The organism is Enterobacter sp. MG-EB028 (genome assembly GCF_056673305.1).
Map to the genome: position 1 here is coordinate 3,184,679 of NZ_CP195079.1, position 20,450 is coordinate 3,205,128.

18 protein-coding genes and 1 pseudogene are annotated in these 20,450 nt (G+C 47.0%); 10 read left to right on the forward strand and 9 right to left on the reverse strand.

Annotation, left to right across the window (positions count from 1 at the left end; genetic code table 11):
* Positions 1-5 precede the first annotated feature (5 nt).
* From ACR42C_RS15110 to ACR42C_RS15120, 3 genes are all read left to right on the forward strand, one after another.
* Positions 6-1,025 carry a major capsid protein gene (locus ACR42C_RS15110; protein ID WP_449508068.1) on the forward strand — a complete coding sequence of 340 codons (1,020 nt, stop codon included), beginning with the start codon at positions 6-8 and terminating at the stop codon, positions 1,023-1,025.
* Between the two features lie 90 nt (positions 1,026-1,115).
* Complete coding sequence (locus tag ACR42C_RS15115; protein ID WP_063859108.1) at positions 1,116-1,304, forward strand: hypothetical protein; 189 nt, start codon at positions 1,116-1,118, stop codon at positions 1,302-1,304.
* Positions 1,305-1,658: 354 nt separating this feature from the next.
* Positions 1,659-2,447 (forward strand): hypothetical protein, encoded by a 789-nt coding sequence (locus ACR42C_RS15120; RefSeq protein ID WP_458667119.1) that lies wholly within the window; start codon positions 1,659-1,661, stop codon positions 2,445-2,447.
* Positions 2,448-2,520: 73 nt separating this feature from the next.
* Here ACR42C_RS15120 and ACR42C_RS15125 read toward each other — a convergent pair whose 3' ends face one another.
* From ACR42C_RS15125 to ACR42C_RS15140, 4 genes are all read right to left on the reverse strand, one after another.
* A complete protein-coding gene (locus ACR42C_RS15125; RefSeq protein ID WP_449508070.1) occupies positions 2,521-3,255 on the reverse strand; it encodes a hypothetical protein in 735 nt (244 codons plus the stop codon).
* Positions 3,256-3,380: 125 nt separating this feature from the next.
* Positions 3,381-4,736 (reverse strand): site-specific integrase, encoded by a 1,356-nt coding sequence (locus ACR42C_RS15130; RefSeq protein ID WP_449508071.1) that lies wholly within the window; start codon positions 4,734-4,736, stop codon positions 3,381-3,383.
* Between the two features lie 440 nt (positions 4,737-5,176).
* Complete coding sequence (locus ACR42C_RS15135) at positions 5,177-5,617, reverse strand: helix-turn-helix transcriptional regulator (RefSeq protein ID WP_320720932.1); 441 nt, start codon at positions 5,615-5,617, stop codon at positions 5,177-5,179.
* Entirely contained in the window at positions 5,618-6,082 is a 465-nt protein-coding gene (locus ACR42C_RS15140; RefSeq protein ID WP_320720931.1) for a hypothetical protein, read from the reverse strand. It abuts the gene before it with no gap.
* 101 nt (positions 6,083-6,183) lie between these two features.
* On the opposite strand from ACR42C_RS15140, the pseudogene ACR42C_RS15145 reads away from it, so the two are divergent.
* Positions 6,184-6,695 (forward strand): annotated as a pseudogene (locus tag ACR42C_RS15145) (transposase); the annotation flags it as partial.
* A 371-nt stretch (positions 6,696-7,066) separates the two neighbouring features.
* A complete protein-coding gene (locus ACR42C_RS15150) occupies positions 7,067-8,779 on the forward strand; it encodes an AIPR family protein (RefSeq protein ID WP_320720930.1) in 1,713 nt (570 codons plus the stop codon).
* A 184-nt stretch (positions 8,780-8,963) separates the two neighbouring features.
* Here the strand turns inward: ACR42C_RS15150 and ACR42C_RS15155 are convergent, their stop codons facing one another.
* Both ACR42C_RS15155 and ACR42C_RS15160 read right to left on the reverse strand, forming a co-directional pair.
* On the reverse strand, positions 8,964-9,383 hold the full coding sequence (locus tag ACR42C_RS15155; RefSeq protein ID WP_320720929.1) for a hypothetical protein: 420 nt from the start codon (positions 9,381-9,383) through the stop codon (positions 8,964-8,966).
* 107 nt (positions 9,384-9,490) lie between these two features.
* Positions 9,491-9,901: a hypothetical protein gene (locus ACR42C_RS15160; RefSeq protein ID WP_320720928.1), complete on the reverse strand. Its 411-nt coding sequence runs from the start codon at positions 9,899-9,901 to the stop codon at positions 9,491-9,493.
* A gap of 1,021 nt (positions 9,902-10,922) precedes the next feature.
* Between ACR42C_RS15160 and ACR42C_RS15165 the strand changes: the two genes are divergently transcribed.
* Together ACR42C_RS15165 and ACR42C_RS15170 are read left to right on the forward strand one after the other, a co-directional pair.
* Entirely contained in the window at positions 10,923-12,011 is a 1,089-nt protein-coding gene (locus ACR42C_RS15165; RefSeq protein WP_320720927.1) for a YadA C-terminal domain-containing protein, read from the forward strand.
* Positions 12,012-12,160: 149 nt separating this feature from the next.
* Positions 12,161-12,631: a hypothetical protein gene (locus tag ACR42C_RS15170; protein WP_166711769.1), complete on the forward strand. Its 471-nt coding sequence runs from the start codon at positions 12,161-12,163 to the stop codon at positions 12,629-12,631.
* Positions 12,632-12,698: 67 nt separating this feature from the next.
* Here ACR42C_RS15170 and ACR42C_RS15175 read toward each other — a convergent pair whose 3' ends face one another.
* Both ACR42C_RS15175 and ACR42C_RS15180 read right to left on the reverse strand, forming a co-directional pair.
* Positions 12,699-14,132, reverse strand: coding sequence for a glycoside hydrolase family 32 protein (locus tag ACR42C_RS15175; RefSeq protein ID WP_479984283.1), 1,434 nt, complete (start codon positions 14,130-14,132; stop codon positions 12,699-12,701).
* Positions 14,133-14,148: 16 nt separating this feature from the next.
* A complete protein-coding gene (locus tag ACR42C_RS15180; protein ID WP_479984284.1) occupies positions 14,149-15,390 on the reverse strand; it encodes an oligosaccharide MFS transporter in 1,242 nt (413 codons plus the stop codon).
* 238 nt (positions 15,391-15,628) lie between these two features.
* Between ACR42C_RS15180 and ACR42C_RS15185 the strand changes: the two genes are divergently transcribed.
* The 3 genes from ACR42C_RS15185 (at position 15,629) to ACR42C_RS15195 (ending at position 19,842) form a co-directional block, all read left to right on the forward strand.
* Positions 15,629-16,636 carry a LacI family DNA-binding transcriptional regulator gene (locus ACR42C_RS15185; RefSeq protein ID WP_116338745.1) on the forward strand — a complete coding sequence of 336 codons (1,008 nt, stop codon included), beginning with the start codon at positions 15,629-15,631 and terminating at the stop codon, positions 16,634-16,636.
* 344 nt (positions 16,637-16,980) lie between these two features.
* Positions 16,981-18,357 (forward strand): diaminobutyrate--2-oxoglutarate transaminase, encoded by a 1,377-nt coding sequence (locus ACR42C_RS15190; protein WP_014884533.1) that lies wholly within the window; start codon positions 16,981-16,983, stop codon positions 18,355-18,357.
* 18 nt (positions 18,358-18,375) lie between these two features.
* On the forward strand, positions 18,376-19,842 hold the full coding sequence (locus tag ACR42C_RS15195) for a pyridoxal phosphate-dependent decarboxylase family protein (protein ID WP_479984285.1): 1,467 nt from the start codon (positions 18,376-18,378) through the stop codon (positions 19,840-19,842).
* Positions 19,843-19,878: 36 nt separating this feature from the next.
* Here the strand turns inward: ACR42C_RS15195 and ACR42C_RS15200 are convergent, their stop codons facing one another.
* A complete protein-coding gene (locus tag ACR42C_RS15200; protein ID WP_166711775.1) occupies positions 19,879-20,394 on the reverse strand; it encodes a protein disulfide oxidoreductase in 516 nt (171 codons plus the stop codon).
* Positions 20,395-20,450: the final 56 nt, after the last annotated feature.

Consider the following 20,450-nt stretch of genomic DNA (forward strand, 5'->3'; position numbering starts at 1 on the left):
ACACAATGGCTATTGATTTTAAACAGTTTGAAAAGCTGGACACTGTAGCGGCGATCAAAGATCAGCCCGCAGGTAATTACCTGATCTCTGATCTGGGTATCTTCTCCGATGTTAACTCAACCACTCCAAACGCCCAGATTGTGGATATTGTGGAAACTCAGGTTAGTGAACTGGAGCAGGTTGCCCGCTATGGCACCGAAGTTAACGCGATCAAGATGGATAAAACCATCCTGCGTAACCAGGAGATCCCACACTATGCCACTGAGGCGGATGTAAAAACCGCTGACTGGCAAGGCCTGGTAAGCCCGGCTAACCCGGATCAGGCTCAGGCGATCACATCTGTTATTGCTGATAAAGCTATTCGTATGCGTAACTATCATCTGGAAACAGTTGAAAGCACACTGGCCCGCGCCCTGTTCAAGCAGGAAGCGAAAGCGGCTAAAACGGATGACGGCGACGTAGATTTTAACGCTGTGTTTGGTACTGCTCCGCTGAGTTTCGACCTCGACGGATCAGCAGGCGCTAACGTCTATGCACAGCTTGCGAAGATTCGCCGCATGTTGGTTAAAGAGTACGGCGCGAGCCGCTCCTATCTGGACCGCTTCTATTGCTTCTGCTCCCCGGATCTGTATGACGTACTAGCGAGCCACCCAGAAGTAACCAGCCTGATCACTAATAAAGTGGCTGAAGCTGCAAAAGGCACTCTGATTCCGGTTAACACTGCGGGTTATGACTCCTTCAGCATTGGCAACATTACTTTCATTCTGGCGGACGATGACCGCTACGAAATCGAAGAAGGTTCCGGCCTGTTCGTTCCAAAGTTCAATACAGCAGATCGTAACCCGTTCAAACTGGTACACGGCCCGGCGTCCCGTAATCAGGATATTGCCGCTAAAGGTGTGATCAGCCCTTACTACCAGAAAGTAATGACTGACCGTTACGGCATGGTGACCGTTCACCAAGAGGCGAGCTTCATTCCTCTGAACCTGCGCCCGAACTACATGCTGAACGTCAAGCTGAAGTAATAGAGAATGCCCCCAGTCGCGCCCTTTGGGTATCGGCTGGGGTTATCTCTTCCGGTTATATTCATTTTTACTTTTACACTGAGGTAACACATGAAAGTTTCAATCAATATCCCCGGCGCTGGCCAAGTCTATGTTTCTGGTACGGCGGAAGTAATTAACCGTAAGGCGCTGTGTAAGAAGTTGGGGATCTGTAATATCACCCTTTGTCGTTTAGAGGCGCAACACGGCTTTGAATATGCTTTGAATGTGCTACTGGGGAAAAAGCATAAACTTCGCTAAATCACTGAATTTTAAAAGGCTGACCTTATCGGGTTGGCCTTTTTTATTGTTCAAAGATTGATGAGAATGAAATATCTCTCTTCACAATGCTGCGCTAATCAACCTTTGTTGTGCTTCACCTCACCGAAGGAAGGCAAAATCATAACGAACAAGAGTTACATGGGGGAAGCGCCTCTGTACTTACAAAAATACCACGTATTCATTTACTTTAGTTACTCGCTCGCAGTAGAACCCACATCCAGATACCTTTGACAGTGTAAAAAACGAAAGGTCTTTAATTGTTCAAGGTCTCTATTTTTAAAGAAAAAAAATAATGTATAATTTCAGAACATTTAACCTAATGAGCACATAGATATGCTTAAACACACCTTGGTAAAAAACACACTTTTTTTCATGGCGTTAGCATTAATTCTTTTTGGTATTTATGCAACTTTCACTTTAAGTGCTACGAGAGGAACCGTCATAATTGGAGCAGGTCTAGGAATAATGGTTATTACTCAATTCGATTGGAGCGAGATAAAAATACTTGGGCTTGAAGCAAAGTTAAGGGATACAATAAGCGATGCAGAAAATGTGTTAGATAGTTTGAGAAAAATTTCCATACCTATTTCTGAAGTTGCAATTTCATTGGCATCGAGAACAGGAAGAATGGATACCGCCACTTCAAACAAAGACCTGTTTAATCTTGTAACGTCTATATCAAATGAATTAAGAAGAATTAATGTAAGTGACAAAGAATTAGATGAAATAAAGAAGGACTGGTATTACTTCACAACTTTTGATATGTGCTCTATATTATTAGAAGAAGCAAAAATAATTTTAAAAACACATCATGATAAACTAGAAGAACAATATCGACTTTGGGTTGATAACAAACCTATTTCAGATCATGTGACTAATCAAAAAATGATTGAGCAGGTTGAACATGCGAAAAAAGAATTGCATTATTTACGTAATCTCTTATGGAAAAAACCTTACTACGACATGCCATTTATCCTCAGGGAAGCTATAGATGAAAGCTCAGTCATTACTGCCAAAGAAAAAGAGTCTTTCTGGAAAAGCAATGATGAATTATGGAAAGATATTATATTTTATATAGAACACAAGAATTTTAGACGTCCACAATTATGGTTGTCAAAATAAAAAAAGGGGTGCAAGCCCCTTTTAAATTTCTTAGAAAAGCAAAAAAAATAGCGCACTGTAATCTTAGTGTTTACTATTTATAACTTTCCAAATTCCTTACTAATTCATCCCTTTCCTTTAACAAATCATCATGCATATTTCTCGACATTGGATCAGTAAGGTCAAATGCGCCTTTCCCCAAATTTAAATTTTTAACACCATCAATGAGCGCTGTTCTAACAAGATTTCTATCGTTCACATCATTTACGTTATCCATTAAATCAAGGATATTTTTGTGTAACTCCAAGAGTGAATTATATATAGACATTACTGAATTTTTTTTGTTTACTCTTGTTTTGTAACTAATTTCATTTATCTTTTTATTTATATTGTCAAGTGAGCCAACAATTCCTTTTCTAGCCTCAACCCTGATAATTTCACTCTTACTTCTAGATTTTGTCTGGAACAAAACTTCAGAGTTGACAACATCGCTTAATCTTGCCACATCAGAAACAATCGTTTTTATCCCGTTTCTGTATGAATCATAGTTTGCAACAAAGTTTCCGACTGGATTAAGAGCCGTTAATAATACGCATATTTTACCATAAGCTGTAATACGAGCCTTTATAGAACCATCTTCGAAAGTTACTTCAATATCGACATCATCATAGAGGAAAAATCTCATTCGCTCTTCGGCATGGGCTTTAATGATATTCCTAATTCTTTCGATGGCTTCTTGTTTTTTCTCTCCATTAACAGTTAAAAGCCATTCAGGCTCAACATGTACATATGACTGGCTAAGAATGTTACTATTAATATAATCAGCCATGATAGTCCTTTATAATTTTTACTTTTCTGTTTATGAATAATACAAGGTTTGCCCGTCAAATTGCTGCAAAAAAAAATCTTTAATGCATATTATAATGACAGCAAGCATACCTTGCGACCTTTGGCTCAGAGCCAGTCTAACTCATCAATAACATAACAAACTGTGAAGAGGGGGAAGGTATGCATATATCTTTTTGTGATCCCTGTCCCAGTTTTCTCATGTCCGACTACCTGTTGTAAATGCGCTAAGTTGCCAACCCATCCAGCTAAACAGGTTGAAATCATGGTATGCCGGAAGCTATGTACCAGTCGCCGCTGTCCATAGTCATCAAGGTAAGGAATACCAAGCTCATCACGGACATCAGCCAAGACCTTGCCGATTTTAGGCATGTTCTTACCCGATACAGGCGAGAAAATCTTCTCTTTCCATTGACGGTTAACGAAATCAAGGAAACCCCACTCGATTAGTTTTGGATGGATCACTACCTGTCTAGTCGCGTTCTCAGTTTTCCCCTGCCCTCCTTCCGCGATCAGGAGATAGTGCCGCTGGCTATCTTCATCAAATTTGATCTGTGATTTCTCCAGCTTGGCGATCTCCCCTCTTCTTGCTCCTGTATACGCCAACAACAGGGTGATCCACTTCTGCCAACCATCAGGCTGCTTAAGTGCCCACCCCACAAACTTTCTCATTTCTGCTGCACTGTATGCTCCAAACCTCGCTTTTGACGGTGCGGCTACTATTCCATCAGTCGGAGACTTCTCCAGAATATCTTTATTATCAGTCAGGAAGGTTTTAAACAGCGATTTGTAAATCTTCAAATGCTTGTGGATAGACTCAGCGCCAACCAAATCCTCAGGCGGTACATCATCGCACTCGATGAGTTGCTGAACCGTCATTGACCGATAAGGCTGCACAACACGCTTTGGCAAATTTTCAACTACTTCCATCACCTGCTTGATATCTTTTTTTGTGATCGTGGTTACGTCTGTAGATGTGCCTATGACAATCAGCAGGACTTCCATAAAGCGCTCATTGGCCTGTGAAATTGCCTTCGTCCAGTTTTGGGCCTTCTCCTTTTTGTACATATTCCAAGCACCAGCAAGTGTTAACACATCCTTTGCCTGTGCTTCTGTTTGTTCTTCCTCATCTTCAGAATATGTAAAAACCTCGCGGTATTTCTGAACAACTTTCGGCTGAAGATTGCGACGTTCCTCACTAAGAAATTGTTGCGCCAGCCATTGTTCGTTCTGCTGCTTCAGGCTATCGCCATACTCGGAAAGACGCTTACCGAAGTGATCCGGTTGGATGGTTCCACGTTGAACCAGAGGGATTACAGGAGAAGCAAAAGACATGAGCAACTGCGCCTGGGTGTGGCTGTCAGTCTCTAACGACTTACGGAAAAACTTGTTATCAGGCAGACGGAAGCGAACGTAATAGATTCCGTTACGTTTAATGGTGTGGCGTATGGTTTTGTGTCCCATTTGGAGAGCCTCAATGTGTTACGGCTGAACAATACGGGACGAAAAGGAGTAATAATCTTTTGATTTATTTGAGGAAAATCGCCAGGACTACGCTGGCATTATCCAGATCAGGTAATACGGGTATTTCTCAGCCTTCACAAAGAAGGGCACCCCGAGTCATTTGGTAAGAATTGACTTACTTTTTGCCAGATTAGGGGAAGTTACTTGCTGTTGCAAGCCCGCCCTTCCGGTTATCGCTTCTTCACGCTGTACCCCAGCTTGTACCTCAGTTTGTACCCCACCAAAGAAACGAAAAAAGGGGCCGTTAAGCTCCTTTGTGATATAACCTAAACCTCATGGATTCCGAGATTCAGTTTTGCGTTCTGTTTTTCTACGTCGTTCAAAGGTGCGGATTACATCCCAGATAAACAGGAATAGCAGATACCAATAAAGTGCGGTGATCATAAGCAAACCTCTTGGTTCCAGTAGCTTCGAACTGTTCTCAGAGACACACCCATCGCTTCAGCCGTTTCCTTCGGTGTTAGCCCTTGAGCCTTATGTTCCAGCATCTTCAAACGCGTTTCCTGCTGCTTTCCAGCTTTCTTGATTCCAAGGCATACGATGGTTGAGCCAGGGAAGTAATAGGTTTTGAGGTATTCCGCTGCCGCCATGTCGGGAACGACAAACACCAGAGGGTGATCGGTATCAGTGTTGCGAATGGATGTTCGGCTAAGAAATTGGTAGCACCGTTCAAAATACATTGCCTGGCGCTTCTTCTCCATCACCGTTTCAAAATCCCAACCGATACGTTCGCAATAGTCTGCCCATCGCTTACGGTCTTTATCGCCCAGATTTGCACATCCGAGGAACACGGCACAATGAACACCTTGGTAGTTGTTCATTCAGTAGCTCGACATCGAGACTGCTTCCCCTCCCATGCGATCACCAAGCTCAGTGAGTCCGATGGTCTGGAAGTCGCAGATGGTTTTATCCCTGTTAGTGGCGAAGATAAATTCCTTGCCAACAGTCTGCCGAATCTCGTTCAGATGATTATTAAAGACATTTGCGAGTTCTGACTGCCCCGCTCTATTGATATCTTCCGAGAGAACAACCACGATCTTGATAGGCACTTTTTTATGCTTACGTCTCTCGGGATCAGGCTGAAGGTGTTCACCCGCTTCCTGAACCGCCTTCTGAGCGACGTTCTCTGCCATCCAGACAAACCCGCTGCGATTTACATCAGCGCCAAGCACAGTGAAACTTTTTGCCCACGTTGCGGCCTTCAGTATCTGATTAAAAGTGTACGCAAAGAAGCTGTATGAAGAATCACACTCGGTATGCATTACGCCACCGCCGTCGAGAGCCACGTATAGCACTTTCTTAAGATTGTCACTGTTTGACCTGCTCCCCGTTGATTAATACACCCCGATGTTAGTAATGTCTTCATAAGCTACATGAGGACATCCCCATGAAGAAGCGTTTTTCCGACGAACAGATCATCAGTATTCTTCGCGAAGCGGAAGCCAGAGTTTCTACCCGTGAGCTCTGCCGTAAGCACGCCATTTCCGACGCCACTTTCTACACCTGGCACAAGAAGTTTGGTGGCATGGAAGTTCCTGAGGTGAAGCGGCTTAAATCTCTTGAAGAGGAGAACGCCCGCCTCAAGAAGCTACTTGCCGAAGCCATGCTGGATAAGGAGGCACTTCAGGTAGCTCTGGGGCGAAAGTACTGACGACAGGCCAGAAGCAGGAAGCCGTTGAGTTTATGTGTGATGCGACCGGTCTGTCGCAACGTCGTGCCTGCCGGCTTACAGGTTTGCCCCTGTCGACCTGCCGCTATGAGGCTCAGCGTCCGGCAGCTGATGCGCATTTATCAGGGCGCATCACTGAGCTGGCACGAGAGCGCAGGCGTTTTGGCTACCGCCGCATCTGGCAGCTGTTGCGTCGGGAGGGCCTTCACGTCAATCACAAGCGGGTATACCCAAGTGAGACTGAATAGTAAAACTTATATATCAAGAATCATTCTCATTAATGGCCACGCAAATCCTTAACTGCGCAGTGATAATGTTGTGATATTTGGGCGAGATAAAATCCCAGGACATGTGGCATCAAATGAGGTTGCTCGATGGTTTAAGCAATGGGGCGGTTAGAGCAGATCGTCAAGTGGCTGCCAATGGAGGCCATATCCCTCTTTTCCTCTTTTAAAGTGGCTCATCGCGTTAGTTAACAATCACTAACAGAGGAAACTAATTGTTCAGAATGCTCGTTATAGAGCATGGATCACAAGCATAAGACATCTTCATGAGGCATAATAGGTACAGCATACTCGCCTAAGGAATTTGCAAATGTCTCATGTCAGTATTAACGATTTCAAACTTCTTAATATCAAATGCCAAAAATATTTTGATCTGTTCAGTAAAACGAATGAATTTAATCAGTCTATCCATGATAGTTAAATTGCAACAAAGATTTGGCTTTTATCTTTTCATGCTTGAATCGCTTTGTAATGAAAAAGATATTGATAAAATTAGCGATTACATTACGGATACAGAATTCAATTCTTACTTAATCGGCAGTCGTTACGATGACCATGGTATTGATGCTATTTTCATGGATGAGGAGAATAAGGAGATAAAACTATTCAATTTCAAATTCCGTGAAAGTTTCAAAGCTGAGCAAAAACAAAGTTTTAACGAGGCGTTTGTTTCTACTAAACTTGTAAACTGTATTATGAATGATAGTTTAGATGGTTTGGAAGGAAAATTGAAAAATTATGTTCACACCATAAATGAATTACTCAATGGTAATGATGTATGGAAACTTTCATTATATATGATTAGTAATGAAGCGTTTCCGATTGAACATGATGAAAGTGCAATACAGCAGTTGAAAAATTTTTATGACATGGAAGTTGTGTCGGTGTGTCTTCCGCACATAACCAGTATGATGTCCATACGACCTGCTCCTATCAATGCAGAATTGATAATCGATAATGATGCTTTGATGTCTTATTCAGAAAGTTCTATATCAACATCAAAATCCTATGTTGTTAGACTGAACGCTGCGGATGTTATAAGAATGACGTGCCGCAACGCCGACTTGCGTCTTGATCATAACTGTGAAAATATCGACGAATTGGCTGAGCAGAAAATAGATTTTGGAGTTCTTTTTGATAACGTTAGAGGGTTGGTGCAACGCTCTCGCTATAATGCTGCAATCGCTAAAACCTTACGCGAAGACCCAGGAAAATTTTTCATGTATAACAATGGATTAACTGTTATTGCTGACGATATAAAAGCCCACCCAGTGAATGGAAATAGGAAAGTAAGAATAAGCCTTACAGGTATTCAGGTGTTAAACGGTGGTCAAACCCTTCGAACTCTCCATGATTTTAATGCTACTGAAAAGTCACATATCACTGATTATCTTTCAAAAAGTGAAATCCTCGTAAGGATATTTAATGCTGCAAGTGGTGATACTGCCAATAAAATCGCAGAATACACAAATAGTCAAAATTCAATATCTAACGTCGATTTAAAATCTCTTAGCACGCTACAAATACAGCTTGAGCAGTTATTGGATGAACATGACATCATCTATTCTCGAAAGAATGGTGATACGGGGATGGATGACAAAAAGAACTATCGTTACAAAATTAGTATGGAGCAGTTTGGTCAGATCTTATTTGCTATTCAAGGGTTCCCTGAAAAGTCGTCAAACCAAAAGCAACATATTTTTGGAAAATACTACGATGATATTTTTGATGAGAAAAATTTTGACTTGTCACATGCTCCTGAAATAATCGAACGTTATTTCGAAATAAAGAAAGCATATTCGTTCTCTGATGAAAGCATCCAAAAAATTGAGCAAAAGATATTTTACATACTTTATATGAATCAAGCCAAGAGTGAATGGACTTATGAGCAGTGTATAAATATTCTTGAAGAGGTGTTAGAAACATTTGATCCTGCCGGGGTTAATCTGACCGATGCTCGTAAGATGATTCAGGTTCGTTTTAAAGATTATTTAAATTCTATTCTTAACGATCCAGAGTATGAACCTTAATATTCAATGAAATTTCACAGAGAGATATTCTATATTTGGCTTAGGATGTACATCCTAAGCTAATCTCGACATGAAAGCCTGGTGAGACCATCGCAGCAATGCCGCTACACCATTACATTCGAAAAAGAGTAATGATTGAAAATGGAGAAAGCTGATCACCAGTTCTTGCGCAAGCGTACTATTTTTACTTGCAGCTTTTACTGTCATAGAGCGTAACAAACATAGGCTCCCCTTCCTTGTTCTCAACGGATACAAGAACAACAGCATTCTTACTCATAATCAGTGGTCTTATTGATGGGTTATTACAAATCAGTATCCCTTTTATGCCGTGCTCGTCTTTAGCTACATCACTAATGAATTTTTCATCAGTGGAATCCACTCTCACCGTGTAATTCAGCGTATCAATACGCTGTGCCGGAAGTTTCTTATTCAATCCCAACTCAGGAACATAACCATCAAGAGTTGAAATTTTCACACTTGTTATGATGATGAATTCCTTCAAGAAGTCAGGTGGGATCACAATCTTCGTTTTTTGAGTACCTCCTGTCTCATCAGCAAATGCCAAAGAACTTATAAAACAAATAAGTAAAGCTAATATTTTCATCACATTTTCTCTTGTATTGCCAGCTCTTAAAAAAAGCCAACTATATTTGCTTATGATGTTGTTAAAGGCTTTGAGAGGGTAATTCGAAGGGGCACAACGCCCCTTTCTTATTCAGTGCAAAGTTCAGGAAAGACCTTGCGAAACAATGGCCTCGAAAACATCTCAATGAAGGTTAGCTCACGCATCCCAATTTCAGTAGCCTCCAATCTTTGCAAGAAGTTAAGGCAAAGTATTTTCAATAAACCTAAACAATCCTCACCGTTAACGATAATCTGCCCCTGTCTTCTGTATGTGTTAACAAACGTCAAAATCGCCTGTACCGCTACAACATTCGGATTTAGTCGCTTCCCGTCAGTCTTAGAAAATGGAAATGAATCTGTTCGGTATTGATGCATAACAACAGCGTGGGCCACACCATCACTTCGGGCAGTAATCAAGACAGGTAGGTTATTGATTTCTGTTTGAATAACGGTTTCAACTTTGCTAATAAACCAAGACTCTGTAAGGCCATCAAACATACAGCCACCTTCTCGTTATTTGCTGTGTTGCATTCAAAGAATTGTTACGCTCGGCTCTTGTTCAAGGCGGGATGGCCTATGCGTTAGCGACTGCGTAGAGCACCTCAACAAGTTTCACAGCATCCACATCATTCCATGTCCAATAAGATGGTAACTGATGGTGATTATCACTATCGGGCTTCCCTAAAACGCCTTGTACTATGGCTTGATGATCTTGGGATGCAGTAACGCGTACACTATTTGCCATTTGCATAAAGCAAGTTAGCCCCTTGAGATCATCACGCCGGATATTTTTCTTATGCGTGTCCACGTTCTGTGATGTAACTGTGATATGCATTGCTTCTGCTCTCTGATAGTTAAGATTCGGTGTAAGCACTGTATTTCAGATTATCCAGTGTACTGAAAATGTGCAACTCACAGAGTTTAGACAATTGAAGCCAATAAGTGCCGTTAGTGGTAAGAGGACAAGCGGAGCGACAGCATACGCGGTAATTACAGGGCTATCATGCCACTCCTTTGAATCAACACCATTTTCTATAACATTTTCATTACATCCAAAAAACACCCCTCTTTTTTAGCGGTTAAGAAAGAGCTTTACCAGGATAAATTTTTTTCGCTTTCAGTCAGTCTATTTTATGTTTCATTAATCATTAATACTTATTTCGAATGAAATAAAAAGTGAGTTCCAAACCGTTTAACCCCGCTAAACATTTAGCCTCTCAATCAAGGGCTTAACGTGAAACGCGCATTTGACTGAACGCCTTATAAGTTAATGTAAACATTGAGATATTTTGCGTCACTCCTTACAAATCCACTTTAGCTATTCATGCCATTTATGATTTAGATCAATATCCAAAAGCTCGCATTAATTGATAGTTACTGCACATTACGAATTAAGTGATTTATTCAAAATTCTACGTAATCCCGTTATTTCTAATCAGGCGTAACCAGACGTTACATCAACACGCCAGGATAGCTAGCCTTACCCATTTTGACTTTTTAAATGATGAGTGCTTTTCAAATGAAAGTTGTTAAAAATGCCGTTGCTGCTTTTGTATTTGGTGTTATTTTTACTGGCTCTATGAATGTAACTCAAGCAGCTGATGTAAACGTTAACCTTTACGATAACGTATTCAATTCAGGTACTTTTATCCAGATTCACGGAACTAATAATACCGCTTATAATCTGGATAACATGAAAGCTGAAAATGTAACGCAAGACGGGCAAATCTATAACTTACAAGGCGATCGCGATCGCATGCAAGACGAGATCAACGTAAGTAAAAATAATATCAACACTAACGCCAATGATATTTCCTCTCTTCAGACTTCTGTTTCTGGTGTCGATCAGGAAGCTAAATTAGCAGGCGCTCTTGCTGACACCGCTAATAAAAAAGGTGATGCGGCGTTACAGGGCGTGCTGACTAACGGAGCAGCAATTACTAATATTGAAACTATTAACACCTTGCAAGATAGCCGCCTTGCAACTGTTGAAGCTACTAACGGTATACAAGATGGCCGCCTGTTAGCTCTTGAGAATGCGCCAAAACCAACTAACGGCGTTGATGGAAAAGACGGCGCTAAGGGTGATAAAGGCGATACCGGCGCGACAGGTGCACAGGGCGTTGCCGGAATTAACGGACGTGACGGAGCGAATGGTAAAGACGGTCAGGACGGCAAAGATGGAAAAAATGGCGTGATGACCACCGTGACACGCACGCAGGTAGACACGGCAACACAGGCTAAAGTCGCTACTAATAGCCAGGCGGTTACGGCCGAGGCTCAGGAGCTGCAGGCGACCAAACAGACATTACAGGCACTGAATAACAACACTAACCAGCAATTTAAATCGCTGCGTGAGGAAGTCGATAATAATAAGAAGGAAGCAAACGCAGGTATCAGCGGCGCGATGGCGATGGCCGGTTTACCACAGGTGCAAACGAATCAGCGCGTAATGTTCTCGGCTGGCGGTGCGACTTACAACGGTGAAAGCGCTTTAGCGGTTGGGGCGTCTGTTAACTTTAACGAACATATGATTGGTAAAGTGAGCTTCTCTGATGATACCGCAAATAACATGGGTGCTTCAGTCGGCGTAGGGATCGGTTTTTAATAAATAAGCAGCATGACAAAATACATTGCTATCTCTGTAATATTGTACCTGATGCTTATTATCGTTGGCGCATGGTTAGGTATTATGTATCAGACTTATTATATTTGCGGTTATTAAACATCCTTCTATCGTATTAAGGTATTTTTGAAATGAAAAAGTCACTCCTGGCGGTATTAATAGCTGGTGCTGCCATCCTGCTTTCTGCGTGTACTTCATCTGCTCAGCGCATGGCCGATTGCGAGCGCCAGGGGATCAGCAAAGATACCTGCTACCTGGCTGAGCAAAACCGCCAGAATGCCTACAATGAATCCGCACAAAATGCAGCATGGGCGAACGCGCGTGATGCCGCTGCGGGTACGGGTCTCTGGGCTAAGAAAGACGCGAAACAACATGCTCAGGCAGCTAAAGCGACTCACGCCTTTAAATGGGAAGGGATGAAGATCACCATTAAAGGAGAGATATTGGATGTTGACGGCGTATTGGGCGCGCTGGATGAAAACGAGCCTCAGGCAAAGGTCTATTCGCAAGGGTTATACACCTTTATTTACTATCCTGCTAAGGGCAAATTAGCGGTGAGTAAAGATGGACAGTTCCAGGGCTACGCCAGAAAGATTAAATAAAACTAAAGGCGACATCAGTCGCCTTTATTATTTGCTGACATTACTGAATTTTTCTGACGTAACCCTTTTACTCCAGTTGCCACGCCCCGGCCTCAATGAGCGATGCCGTCCCCGTCCAGGCAAACAACGCCAGCTCGCGCGCCCCTTCGCCAGGGTAAATGCGGCTGCTCAGGCACGCCTCCCCCTCGTTAACAAACACCTCCACCGACGAGCAGTCAAAGAACAGGCGCAGGTTTAGCGCTTCGTTCAGGTTAAGCGCGACGCTTCGGGTACCGCACAAGCCATACTCCGGATAATGGCGCTCAAGCACCAGGCGCTGCACCTGCGCATCGACGTAAACGCGTAATCCGTCGCCAAGGCGAATTCCGTACTGCTCCGCGCTGCTGTTGGCGCAATCCCACTGCAGAATGACCTCCATCGCGTCGCACCTTTCCACCTGAGCGATCTGCTGATTATTAAGCGTACTCACGGGCCAGGGGAACCATGCCCCGCGCAGGCTTTCCACTTCTCTGGCCGGCCGCATTTGCAGACGATTATCTGCACTGAGCGTCATTTCACGCGGTAAAGAGAGCATGCCCGCCCAACCATCCTGCTGTTCCGGCAGGGGCGATTCCCACATGTCCAGCCAGGCGATAACAATACGACGACCGTCGGGCGTCAGGAAACTTTGTGGTGCATAGAAATCATGCCCGTGGTCCATCTCCTCAAATTCTCCTTCACGCACGAAAGGTTGACCGGGCTGCCACTCGCCAAGCAGGTAGCCGCTCTGGAAGAGGTTACGATTTTTGAATCCGTCTGACGCCAGCCCCTGAGGTGAAAACATCAGCACCCGTTTACCATTGAGGGTGAAAAAGTCCGGGCATTCCCACATATACCCCATCTCTTTTTCGGCTACCGCAATCACCCCCATATCCAGCCACTCGCGCAGGTCGGCAGAACGGTATACGCGCACCTGGCCCGTATCACCCTCCCGTGCGCCAACCACCATGTACCAGCACTCCCCTTCGCGCCACACTTTCGGATCGCGGAAGTGATGCAGGCCAGGCGGCGTATCAACGATCGTTCCCTGCCGGGCAAAATAGACGCCATCACGGCTGGTGGCCAGGCACTGCACCTGGTAGAGATTAGCCTCATCATCAGGATCGCCGTGGAATTTATGTCCGGTGTAAATCAGCGCCAGCGTATCGCCATCCACCACCGCCGACCCGGAAAAACAGCCGTCTTTGTCTTCTGGCCCTTCCGGTGCCAGTGCCACCGGAAGGTGTTCCCAGTGAACTAAATCCTTGCTGCGCGCATGGCCCCAGTGCATCGGCCCCCACTGGGTTGAGTACGGATGATGCTGGTAAAAGGCGTGATACCAGCCGTCAAACCACACCAGACCATTCGGATCGTTCATCCAGCCGGCACGCGCGGCGAGGTGGTAACGCGGATACCAGCGCAGGTTAAGACTGCCTTGTCTGGCCTGCAATTCCTGTTCAGCTTTGGCGATGGAATACGTCATTTGTTTACTCTTTTAGTCAGATAGTAGAGGGTTGCGGCATGAGCGGGTCAGAGGAGGACTTACCCGAGCGCAACAGGAAAATAGAGATGAGCGTGGTGCTGAAAACCAACAGGCCCATAATGAGATAGGACTGGGCAAAACCGTATTTCTCATAGCTGTAACCTGCCAGCGGCGACAGGACAGAAGCAATCACCGAGCTTGTGCAGGCAAAGCCCACCAGATAGAGGGTGGAGGAGAGCCGCTTATCAAAATGCAGGCTGTTGTATTTAAATACCGAAACCAGCAATACGGGCAGTTCAACCGCATGCAGCAGCTTGGTAATGGAGATGAGCACCGGCCCCTCAACCATACCCGATGCCACCATACGCATTGCCATCACCATTCCCGCGAAAATCAGGCCGTTTTTCGCGCCGAGGCGGTTCACCAGCCACGGGGCGCAAAACATGCCCGCCGCCTCAAGGAAAACCTGGAAGGAGTTGAGATAGCCGTACATGGCATTCCCTTCCTGCAACGTCGGGAACTGGGAGGAGAAATAGACCGGGAACTGCTGGTCATAAACGCCATAAATACAGGTGCCGATAACGAAAAATACCAGCGCCCAGAAACGAGGCTGCGTCAGCAGGCGCAATGCATCTTCCAGCGTCACCTTGCCCCCGGACACCGCTTCCTGCATGGCGTGCGGTGCAGAAGAGACCCTGAGACGTGCCAGCAAAACAAAAAACACCAGCCCGGCGCAGCTCGCGACAGCGAAATTCAGCTTCGGATTGATGTTAAACAGGAGTCCCGCAAAAAAGGTTGCCACCGCCCAGCCAAGCGATCCCCACATTCTCGCCTTGCCGAATTCAAACTGGCTCTGGCGGGCCACGCGTTCAGTATAGGATTCCAGCACACCTATCCCGCCGTTAAACGTCAGGCCAATGAAAATCCCGCCGAAAATGCTGCCGAGTAACACGTTAATCTGCAGCAGGTAACCAAACAGCAAAAAGGCCGGGCCGGAAAGAATGAGCAGGCTGGTCAGAAACCAGAGCAGATTTTTGCGCAAACCGAGCTTGTCCTGAATAAATCCATAACAAATTTGCGCACACAGCGCGGAGACGGAAAGCACAGCATAGATAACGCCGGTGTCCCCCGCTTTTAAGCCCACTTCCTGATGAAGCCAGATCGAGAGCAACGAGCCGGAAGATGACCATGTGACAAAAAAGAAAAACAGTAATGCGCTTAGTAAAGGGTAGCTGTGAGAGTGATGCGTTTTCATCATGACATTCTCATGTTGGAGGAATGCCTGAATGGTAACGTTAACATTGATTCTTTCTCATGCTGTTTAGTTAAGATTTCAGATGTTAATCACGAAAGTTAACGTTAACATTAAGGGAATGAGATCGCGATCAAATATTCATCACTGAGGTAAGCATGACCTGAGCCGGGCATCAGCCTTCCTTTTACATCAGCGACTTAGTTGTATACCCTCTAACACAGAGCATTAACGGAGTAAGAAAATGGCTTCCCTGAAGGATGTCGCAAAGCTGGCTAACGTATCGCTGATGACGGTTTCCCGCGCGCTTAACAGCCCGGAACGCCTTAAACCGGAAACGCTGGCGCGCGTTCAGTTGGCTATCGAGCAGACCAGCTACGTTCCCGATCTGTCCGCCAAGAAAATACGCGGTGCGCATGCATCGCCTAAAACCATCGGCGTGCTGGCGCTTGATACGGTGACGACACCTTTCTCGGTGGAGATAACGCTGTCCATTGAAGAGACGGCCCGAATGCACGGCTGGAACAGCTTCGTGATGAATATGTTTACCGATGACAACCCGGATACCATTGTCGACCTTCTCCTCTCCCACCGGCCAGACGGGATTATCTACACCACGATGGGGTTACGTCAGGTTCCGCTTCCCGCCAAGCTGCTTACCCTTCCCTGCGTGCTGGCCAACTGCGAAAGCGTCGATGAAAAGGTCGCCAGCTATATCCCGGATGATGAGCAGGGGCAGTACTCCGCCGTCAGGAAGTTACTGGCGGAGGGTTACAGACGGCCTCTTTGCCTGCATTTACCCGCGGGCCATCTGGCCACAACCCGACGCCGCCAGGGGCTGGAACGCGCCTGCCGTGAAGCCGGGATCGACCCGGACAGTCTGGAACATGAGTATATGGCGCTCGGGGATGAGCATTATCGTGATATTCCGTCCGCATTGCTGGCGCGCATCCAGAATGGCATCCCCCGGTTTGACTCCGTTATCTGCGGTAACGATCGTATCGCGTTTATGGTGTACCAGACGCTGCTGGCGCAAGGGCTTCGCATCCCTGAAGATGTCGCGGTTCTCGGCTATGACAATATGGTGGGCATTGGCGAGCTATTTTTGCCTCCTCTTTCAACGGTTCAGTTGCCCCACTACGAAATAGGTCGCCTGAGCGCTCTGCACATTATTAACGGTGAACAACATCGGGAAACGACGCGCGTTGAAAGTCCTTTTTTAAAGCGTGATTCCATTATGCATGCCGTGTGATCGCCGCTTTTCGCTGACGACGCAGAAATAAGGGGGTAAAAAGGCAGCTATCCTCTTTTTTATCTCCGCCGATGGCACGATTTGTCACACTCTTTTCCATGCCTTTACACTCCAGATAAATACGACGTAACACAATGTTTTTATTGGTTATAAAGTACAATCCTCCTTTTAAAAAAGGGGATATTTCCTCGCCTGTGCCTTCTGTCACAAAACAGTAAACAAATTAACCATTGAGCCCCGTGGCAAAAGGCTCTATATTGGCGGCGTTTTTTTCAGGCCCCCATCTGTTTTTTAACTTTTTATTCAATCGTTGCTCATAGCGAAGCGGCGGTTGTAGGAGTGATATGATGACGGATAAAGTCCGTATTGACACCGTAGATGCCCACAAAAGCAACGAAACCTATCTGGCCCGTCAGGCCGAGTTTGAATCTAACGTCAGGAGTTATCCGCGCAAACTGCCTTTAGCCATCACTAAAGCAGAAGGCGTGTGGATCACCGATGCAGATAATAAAGAATACCTTGACTGTTTAGCAGGCGCAGGGACCCTTGCGCTTGGCCATAACCATCCTGATGTGCTGAAAAGCATCCAAAATGTCATTACCAGCGGCTTGCCGTTACACACTCTGGATCTGACTACGCCTCTGAAAGACGCGTTTTCTGAATACCTGCTTTCTCTGCTGCCGGGTCAGGGCAAAGAGTACTGCCTGCAGTTCACCGGTCCATCCGGTGCCGACGCCGTTGAAGCGGCGCTGAAGCTGGCGAAAAAAGTAACCGGTCGTAGCGGCATCATCAGCTTCTCTGGTGGTTACCACGGTATGACCCACGGCGCACTGTCCGTGACCGGCAACCTGTCACCGAAAGAAGCGGTTGACGGTATGATGCCAGAAGTGCAGTTCATGCCTTACCCGCACGAGTACCGTTGCCCGCTGGGTATCGGTGGTGAAGCGGGCGTGAAAGCGCTGACTTACTACTTCGACAACCTGATTAACGACGTCGAAAGCGGCGTGCGTAAACCTGCTGCGGTGATTCTGGAAGCCGTACAGGGTGAAGGCGGCGTGAACCCGGCTCCGGCTGAGTGGCTGCAGCGCATCCGTAAAGTGACTCAGGAACACGGCATTCTGCTGATCCTCGATGAAGTTCAGGCAGGCTTTGCCCGTACCGGTAAATTCTTCGCCTTCGAACACGCGGGCATCGAGCCAGACATCATCGTGATGTCTAAAGCAGTGGGTGGCGGTCTGCCGCTGGCCGTGCTCGGTATCAAAAAGCAGTTCGACGCATGGGCGCCAGGTCACCACACCGGTACCTTCCGCGGCAACCAGCTGGCGATGGCAACCGGTCTGACGACGCTGAAAATCCTGAAAGACCAGAACATCGCAGGCAAAGTGGCTGCACAGGGCGAATGGCTGAAAGGCCAGCTGAAAGAGATGGCGAAACGTTATCCGGTCATCGGTCACGTGCGCGGTCTGGGCATGATGATCGGTATCGAGATCGTTAAGCCACACGAAGCCGCTGACCACATGGGCTGCTTCCCTGGCGACGGCGAGCTGTCTGCGCTGATCCAGAAGAAGTGCTTCGAAGCCGGTCTGATTCTGGAGCGTGGCGGCCGTAACGGTATCGTTCTGCGTCTGCTGCCTTCTCTGCTGATCAGCGACGAAGAGCTGAAAATCTTCCTGGATAAATTCGAGCAGGCACTGCTTGCTGCGGGCGTTCGCCCGGCGTAACCGGAGTAGTTGATTACGATGTCTGATTCAAACCCAATTTTGTTCTCCTCTGCGCAGAGCATTGAAGCTTACCAGCAGGCGATTGAACAAAGCACTCAGGCTGTGATGCAGTGGCTGAAACAGCCTGAGATGTACCAGGGCAAAACGGTCGCGGAGCTGCGCGACCGTATTAAGCTGGATTTCAACCCGAAAGGGCTGGGCAACGAAGCGGCGATTGAACGCGCCGTTGAGTTCTTCCTGAAAGACAGCTTGTCCGTCCATCACCCGCAGTGTGTGGCGCACCTGCACTGCCCAAGCCTGGTGGTAAGCCAGGCGGCGGAAGTGCTGATCAACGCCACTAACCAGAGTATGGACTCCTGGGATCAAAGCCCGTCCGCAACCATTATTGAGATCAAACTGATCGAATGGCTGCGTACCCGCGTGGGTTATCAGGCTGGCGACGCGGGTGTTTTCACCAGCGGCGGTACCCAGAGCAACCTGATGGGTCTGATGCTGGCCCGTGATGCGTTCTTCGCGCGTCAGGGTCACTCCGTTCAGCAGGACGGCCTGGTGGGCGATCTGCGCAAGATCCGCGTACTGTGCTCCGAAAACGCGCACTTCTCCGTACAGAAAAACATGGCGCTGATGGGTCTGGGCTACCAGTCCGTGGTGCAGGTGAAAACGGATGAATTCTCCCGCATGGATCTGACCGATCTGGCGGCGAAAATCGAGCAGTGCAACGCGAACGGCGAACAGATTCTGGCGATTGTCGCAACGGCGGGTACCACCGATGCCGGTGCGATCGACCCACTGCGCGCGATCGCTGAACTGGCGGCGAAGCAAAACATCTGGGTACACGTTGATGCGGCCTGGGGCGGCGCGCTGCTGATGTCTGAGCAGTATCGTCACTATCTGGACGGCATCGAGCTGGTGGATTCCGTAACGCTGGACTTCCACAAGCAGTTCTTCCAGACCATCAGCTGCGGCGCGTTCCTGCTGAAAGAAGCGCGTCACTATGAGCTGATGCGCTATCAGGCGGCATACCTGAACTCCGAGTTCGACGAAGAAGCGGGCGTGCCTAACCTGGTGTCCAAATCCCTGCAGACCACTCGTCGTTTCGACGCGCTGAAGCTGTGGATGGGTCTGGAAGCGCTGGGCCAGGAGCAATACGCGGCAATCATCGATCACGGCGTGACGCTGGCGCAGCAGGTTGCGGCCTACGTGAAAGAGCAGCCTGCTCTGGAACTGGTTATGCAGCCGCAGCTGGCAAGCGTGCTGTTCCGCTTCCGCGGACAGGTGCAGACGGACGACGCGGGCATCGCCCTCCTGAACCAGAAAATTGGTGATGCGCTGCTGGAATCCGGCCGTGCAAACGTTGGTGTGACCGAGCATAACGGCATCACCTGCCTGAAGCTGACCCTGCTGAACCCAACCGTGACGCTGGAGGATATCAAAATCCTGCTGTCGCTGGTTGAGCGCACCGCGCAGGAAGTTCTGGCTAAGTAATACAAAACCCCTCTTCCGTCGGGAGAGGGGTTATCTTTATACGCCTGCCCACCACATTCTGATTTTCAATCCCCAGTAGCTCGTCCAGCCCGTTGTGGCGCTGACAACGTTCCCCTTTGACACTATCACCAGCGTTGGCGTTACGCTCACCTGCCACTGCTGCGACAAGGCGCCGCTTGCATCGTTAATCACCGGCATACTCAGGTTTTTCTTTTCAGCCCAGCGGGCAAGCTTTGCATTATCACCGGAGCGCATGGCAACGCTCACGACGTTACCGCCCTCTTTTGCCAGCTTATCGACCGCAGGAGTTGTATAGCGACAGATGCTGCACCAGGTTGCCCAGATGTAAATCAGCAACGGGCGCTCCTGGCTGAGCGCCGCGATATCGTGAATGTTACCGTCGATGCTCTGCATTGGCGTTGCGCTAAAGCTGGCGGGTAATGACGGCTTTCGGTATTGATCCACACCCCACATGACCGCCAGCGTAAGCAGAATGAGTATGATCCCTTCCCGCGCCCAGCGGCGCAGGCGACTCAATTTACGGTTATCCATTATGACCTCTCGATTTAACGGAGGTCATCTTAACGGGCTATTCGGCGTCATGCTGT

Bases quoted from the DNA above. Each gene is read 5' to 3' on its own strand.
- ACR42C_RS15110 (WP_449508068.1), top strand. From the start codon at position 6: ATGGCTATTGATTTTAAACAGTTTGAAAAGCTGGACACTGTAGCGGCG.
- ACR42C_RS15115 (WP_063859108.1), top strand. From the start codon at position 1,116: ATGAAAGTTTCAATCAATATCCCCGGCGCTGGCCAAGTCTATGTTTCT.
- ACR42C_RS15120 (WP_458667119.1), top strand. From the start codon at position 1,659: ATGCTTAAACACACCTTGGTAAAAAACACACTTTTTTTCATGGCGTTA.
- ACR42C_RS15125 (WP_449508070.1), bottom strand. From the start codon at position 3,255: ATGGCTGATTATATTAATAGTAACATTCTTAGCCAGTCATATGTACAT.
- ACR42C_RS15130 (WP_449508071.1), bottom strand. From the start codon at position 4,736: ATGGGACACAAAACCATACGCCACACCATTAAACGTAACGGAATCTAT.
- ACR42C_RS15135 (WP_320720932.1), bottom strand. From the start codon at position 5,617: ATGAACAACTACCAAGGTGTTCATTGTGCCGTGTTCCTCGGATGTGCA.
- ACR42C_RS15150 (WP_320720930.1), top strand. From the start codon at position 7,067: ATGTCAGTATTAACGATTTCAAACTTCTTAATATCAAATGCCAAAAAT.
- ACR42C_RS15155 (WP_320720929.1), bottom strand. From the start codon at position 9,383: ATGAAAATATTAGCTTTACTTATTTGTTTTATAAGTTCTTTGGCATTT.
- ACR42C_RS15160 (WP_320720928.1), bottom strand. From the start codon at position 9,901: ATGTTTGATGGCCTTACAGAGTCTTGGTTTATTAGCAAAGTTGAAACC.
- ACR42C_RS15165 (WP_320720927.1), top strand. From the start codon at position 10,923: ATGAAAGTTGTTAAAAATGCCGTTGCTGCTTTTGTATTTGGTGTTATT.
- ACR42C_RS15170 (WP_166711769.1), top strand. From the start codon at position 12,161: ATGAAAAAGTCACTCCTGGCGGTATTAATAGCTGGTGCTGCCATCCTG.
- ACR42C_RS15175 (WP_479984283.1), bottom strand. From the start codon at position 14,132: ATGACGTATTCCATCGCCAAAGCTGAACAGGAATTGCAGGCCAGACAA.
- ACR42C_RS15180 (WP_479984284.1), bottom strand. From the start codon at position 15,390: ATGATGAAAACGCATCACTCTCACAGCTACCCTTTACTAAGCGCATTA.
- ACR42C_RS15185 (WP_116338745.1), top strand. From the start codon at position 15,629: ATGGCTTCCCTGAAGGATGTCGCAAAGCTGGCTAACGTATCGCTGATG.
- ACR42C_RS15190 (WP_014884533.1), top strand. From the start codon at position 16,981: ATGATGACGGATAAAGTCCGTATTGACACCGTAGATGCCCACAAAAGC.
- ACR42C_RS15195 (WP_479984285.1), top strand. From the start codon at position 18,376: ATGTCTGATTCAAACCCAATTTTGTTCTCCTCTGCGCAGAGCATTGAA.
- ACR42C_RS15200 (WP_166711775.1), bottom strand. From the start codon at position 20,394: ATGGATAACCGTAAATTGAGTCGCCTGCGCCGCTGGGCGCGGGAAGGG.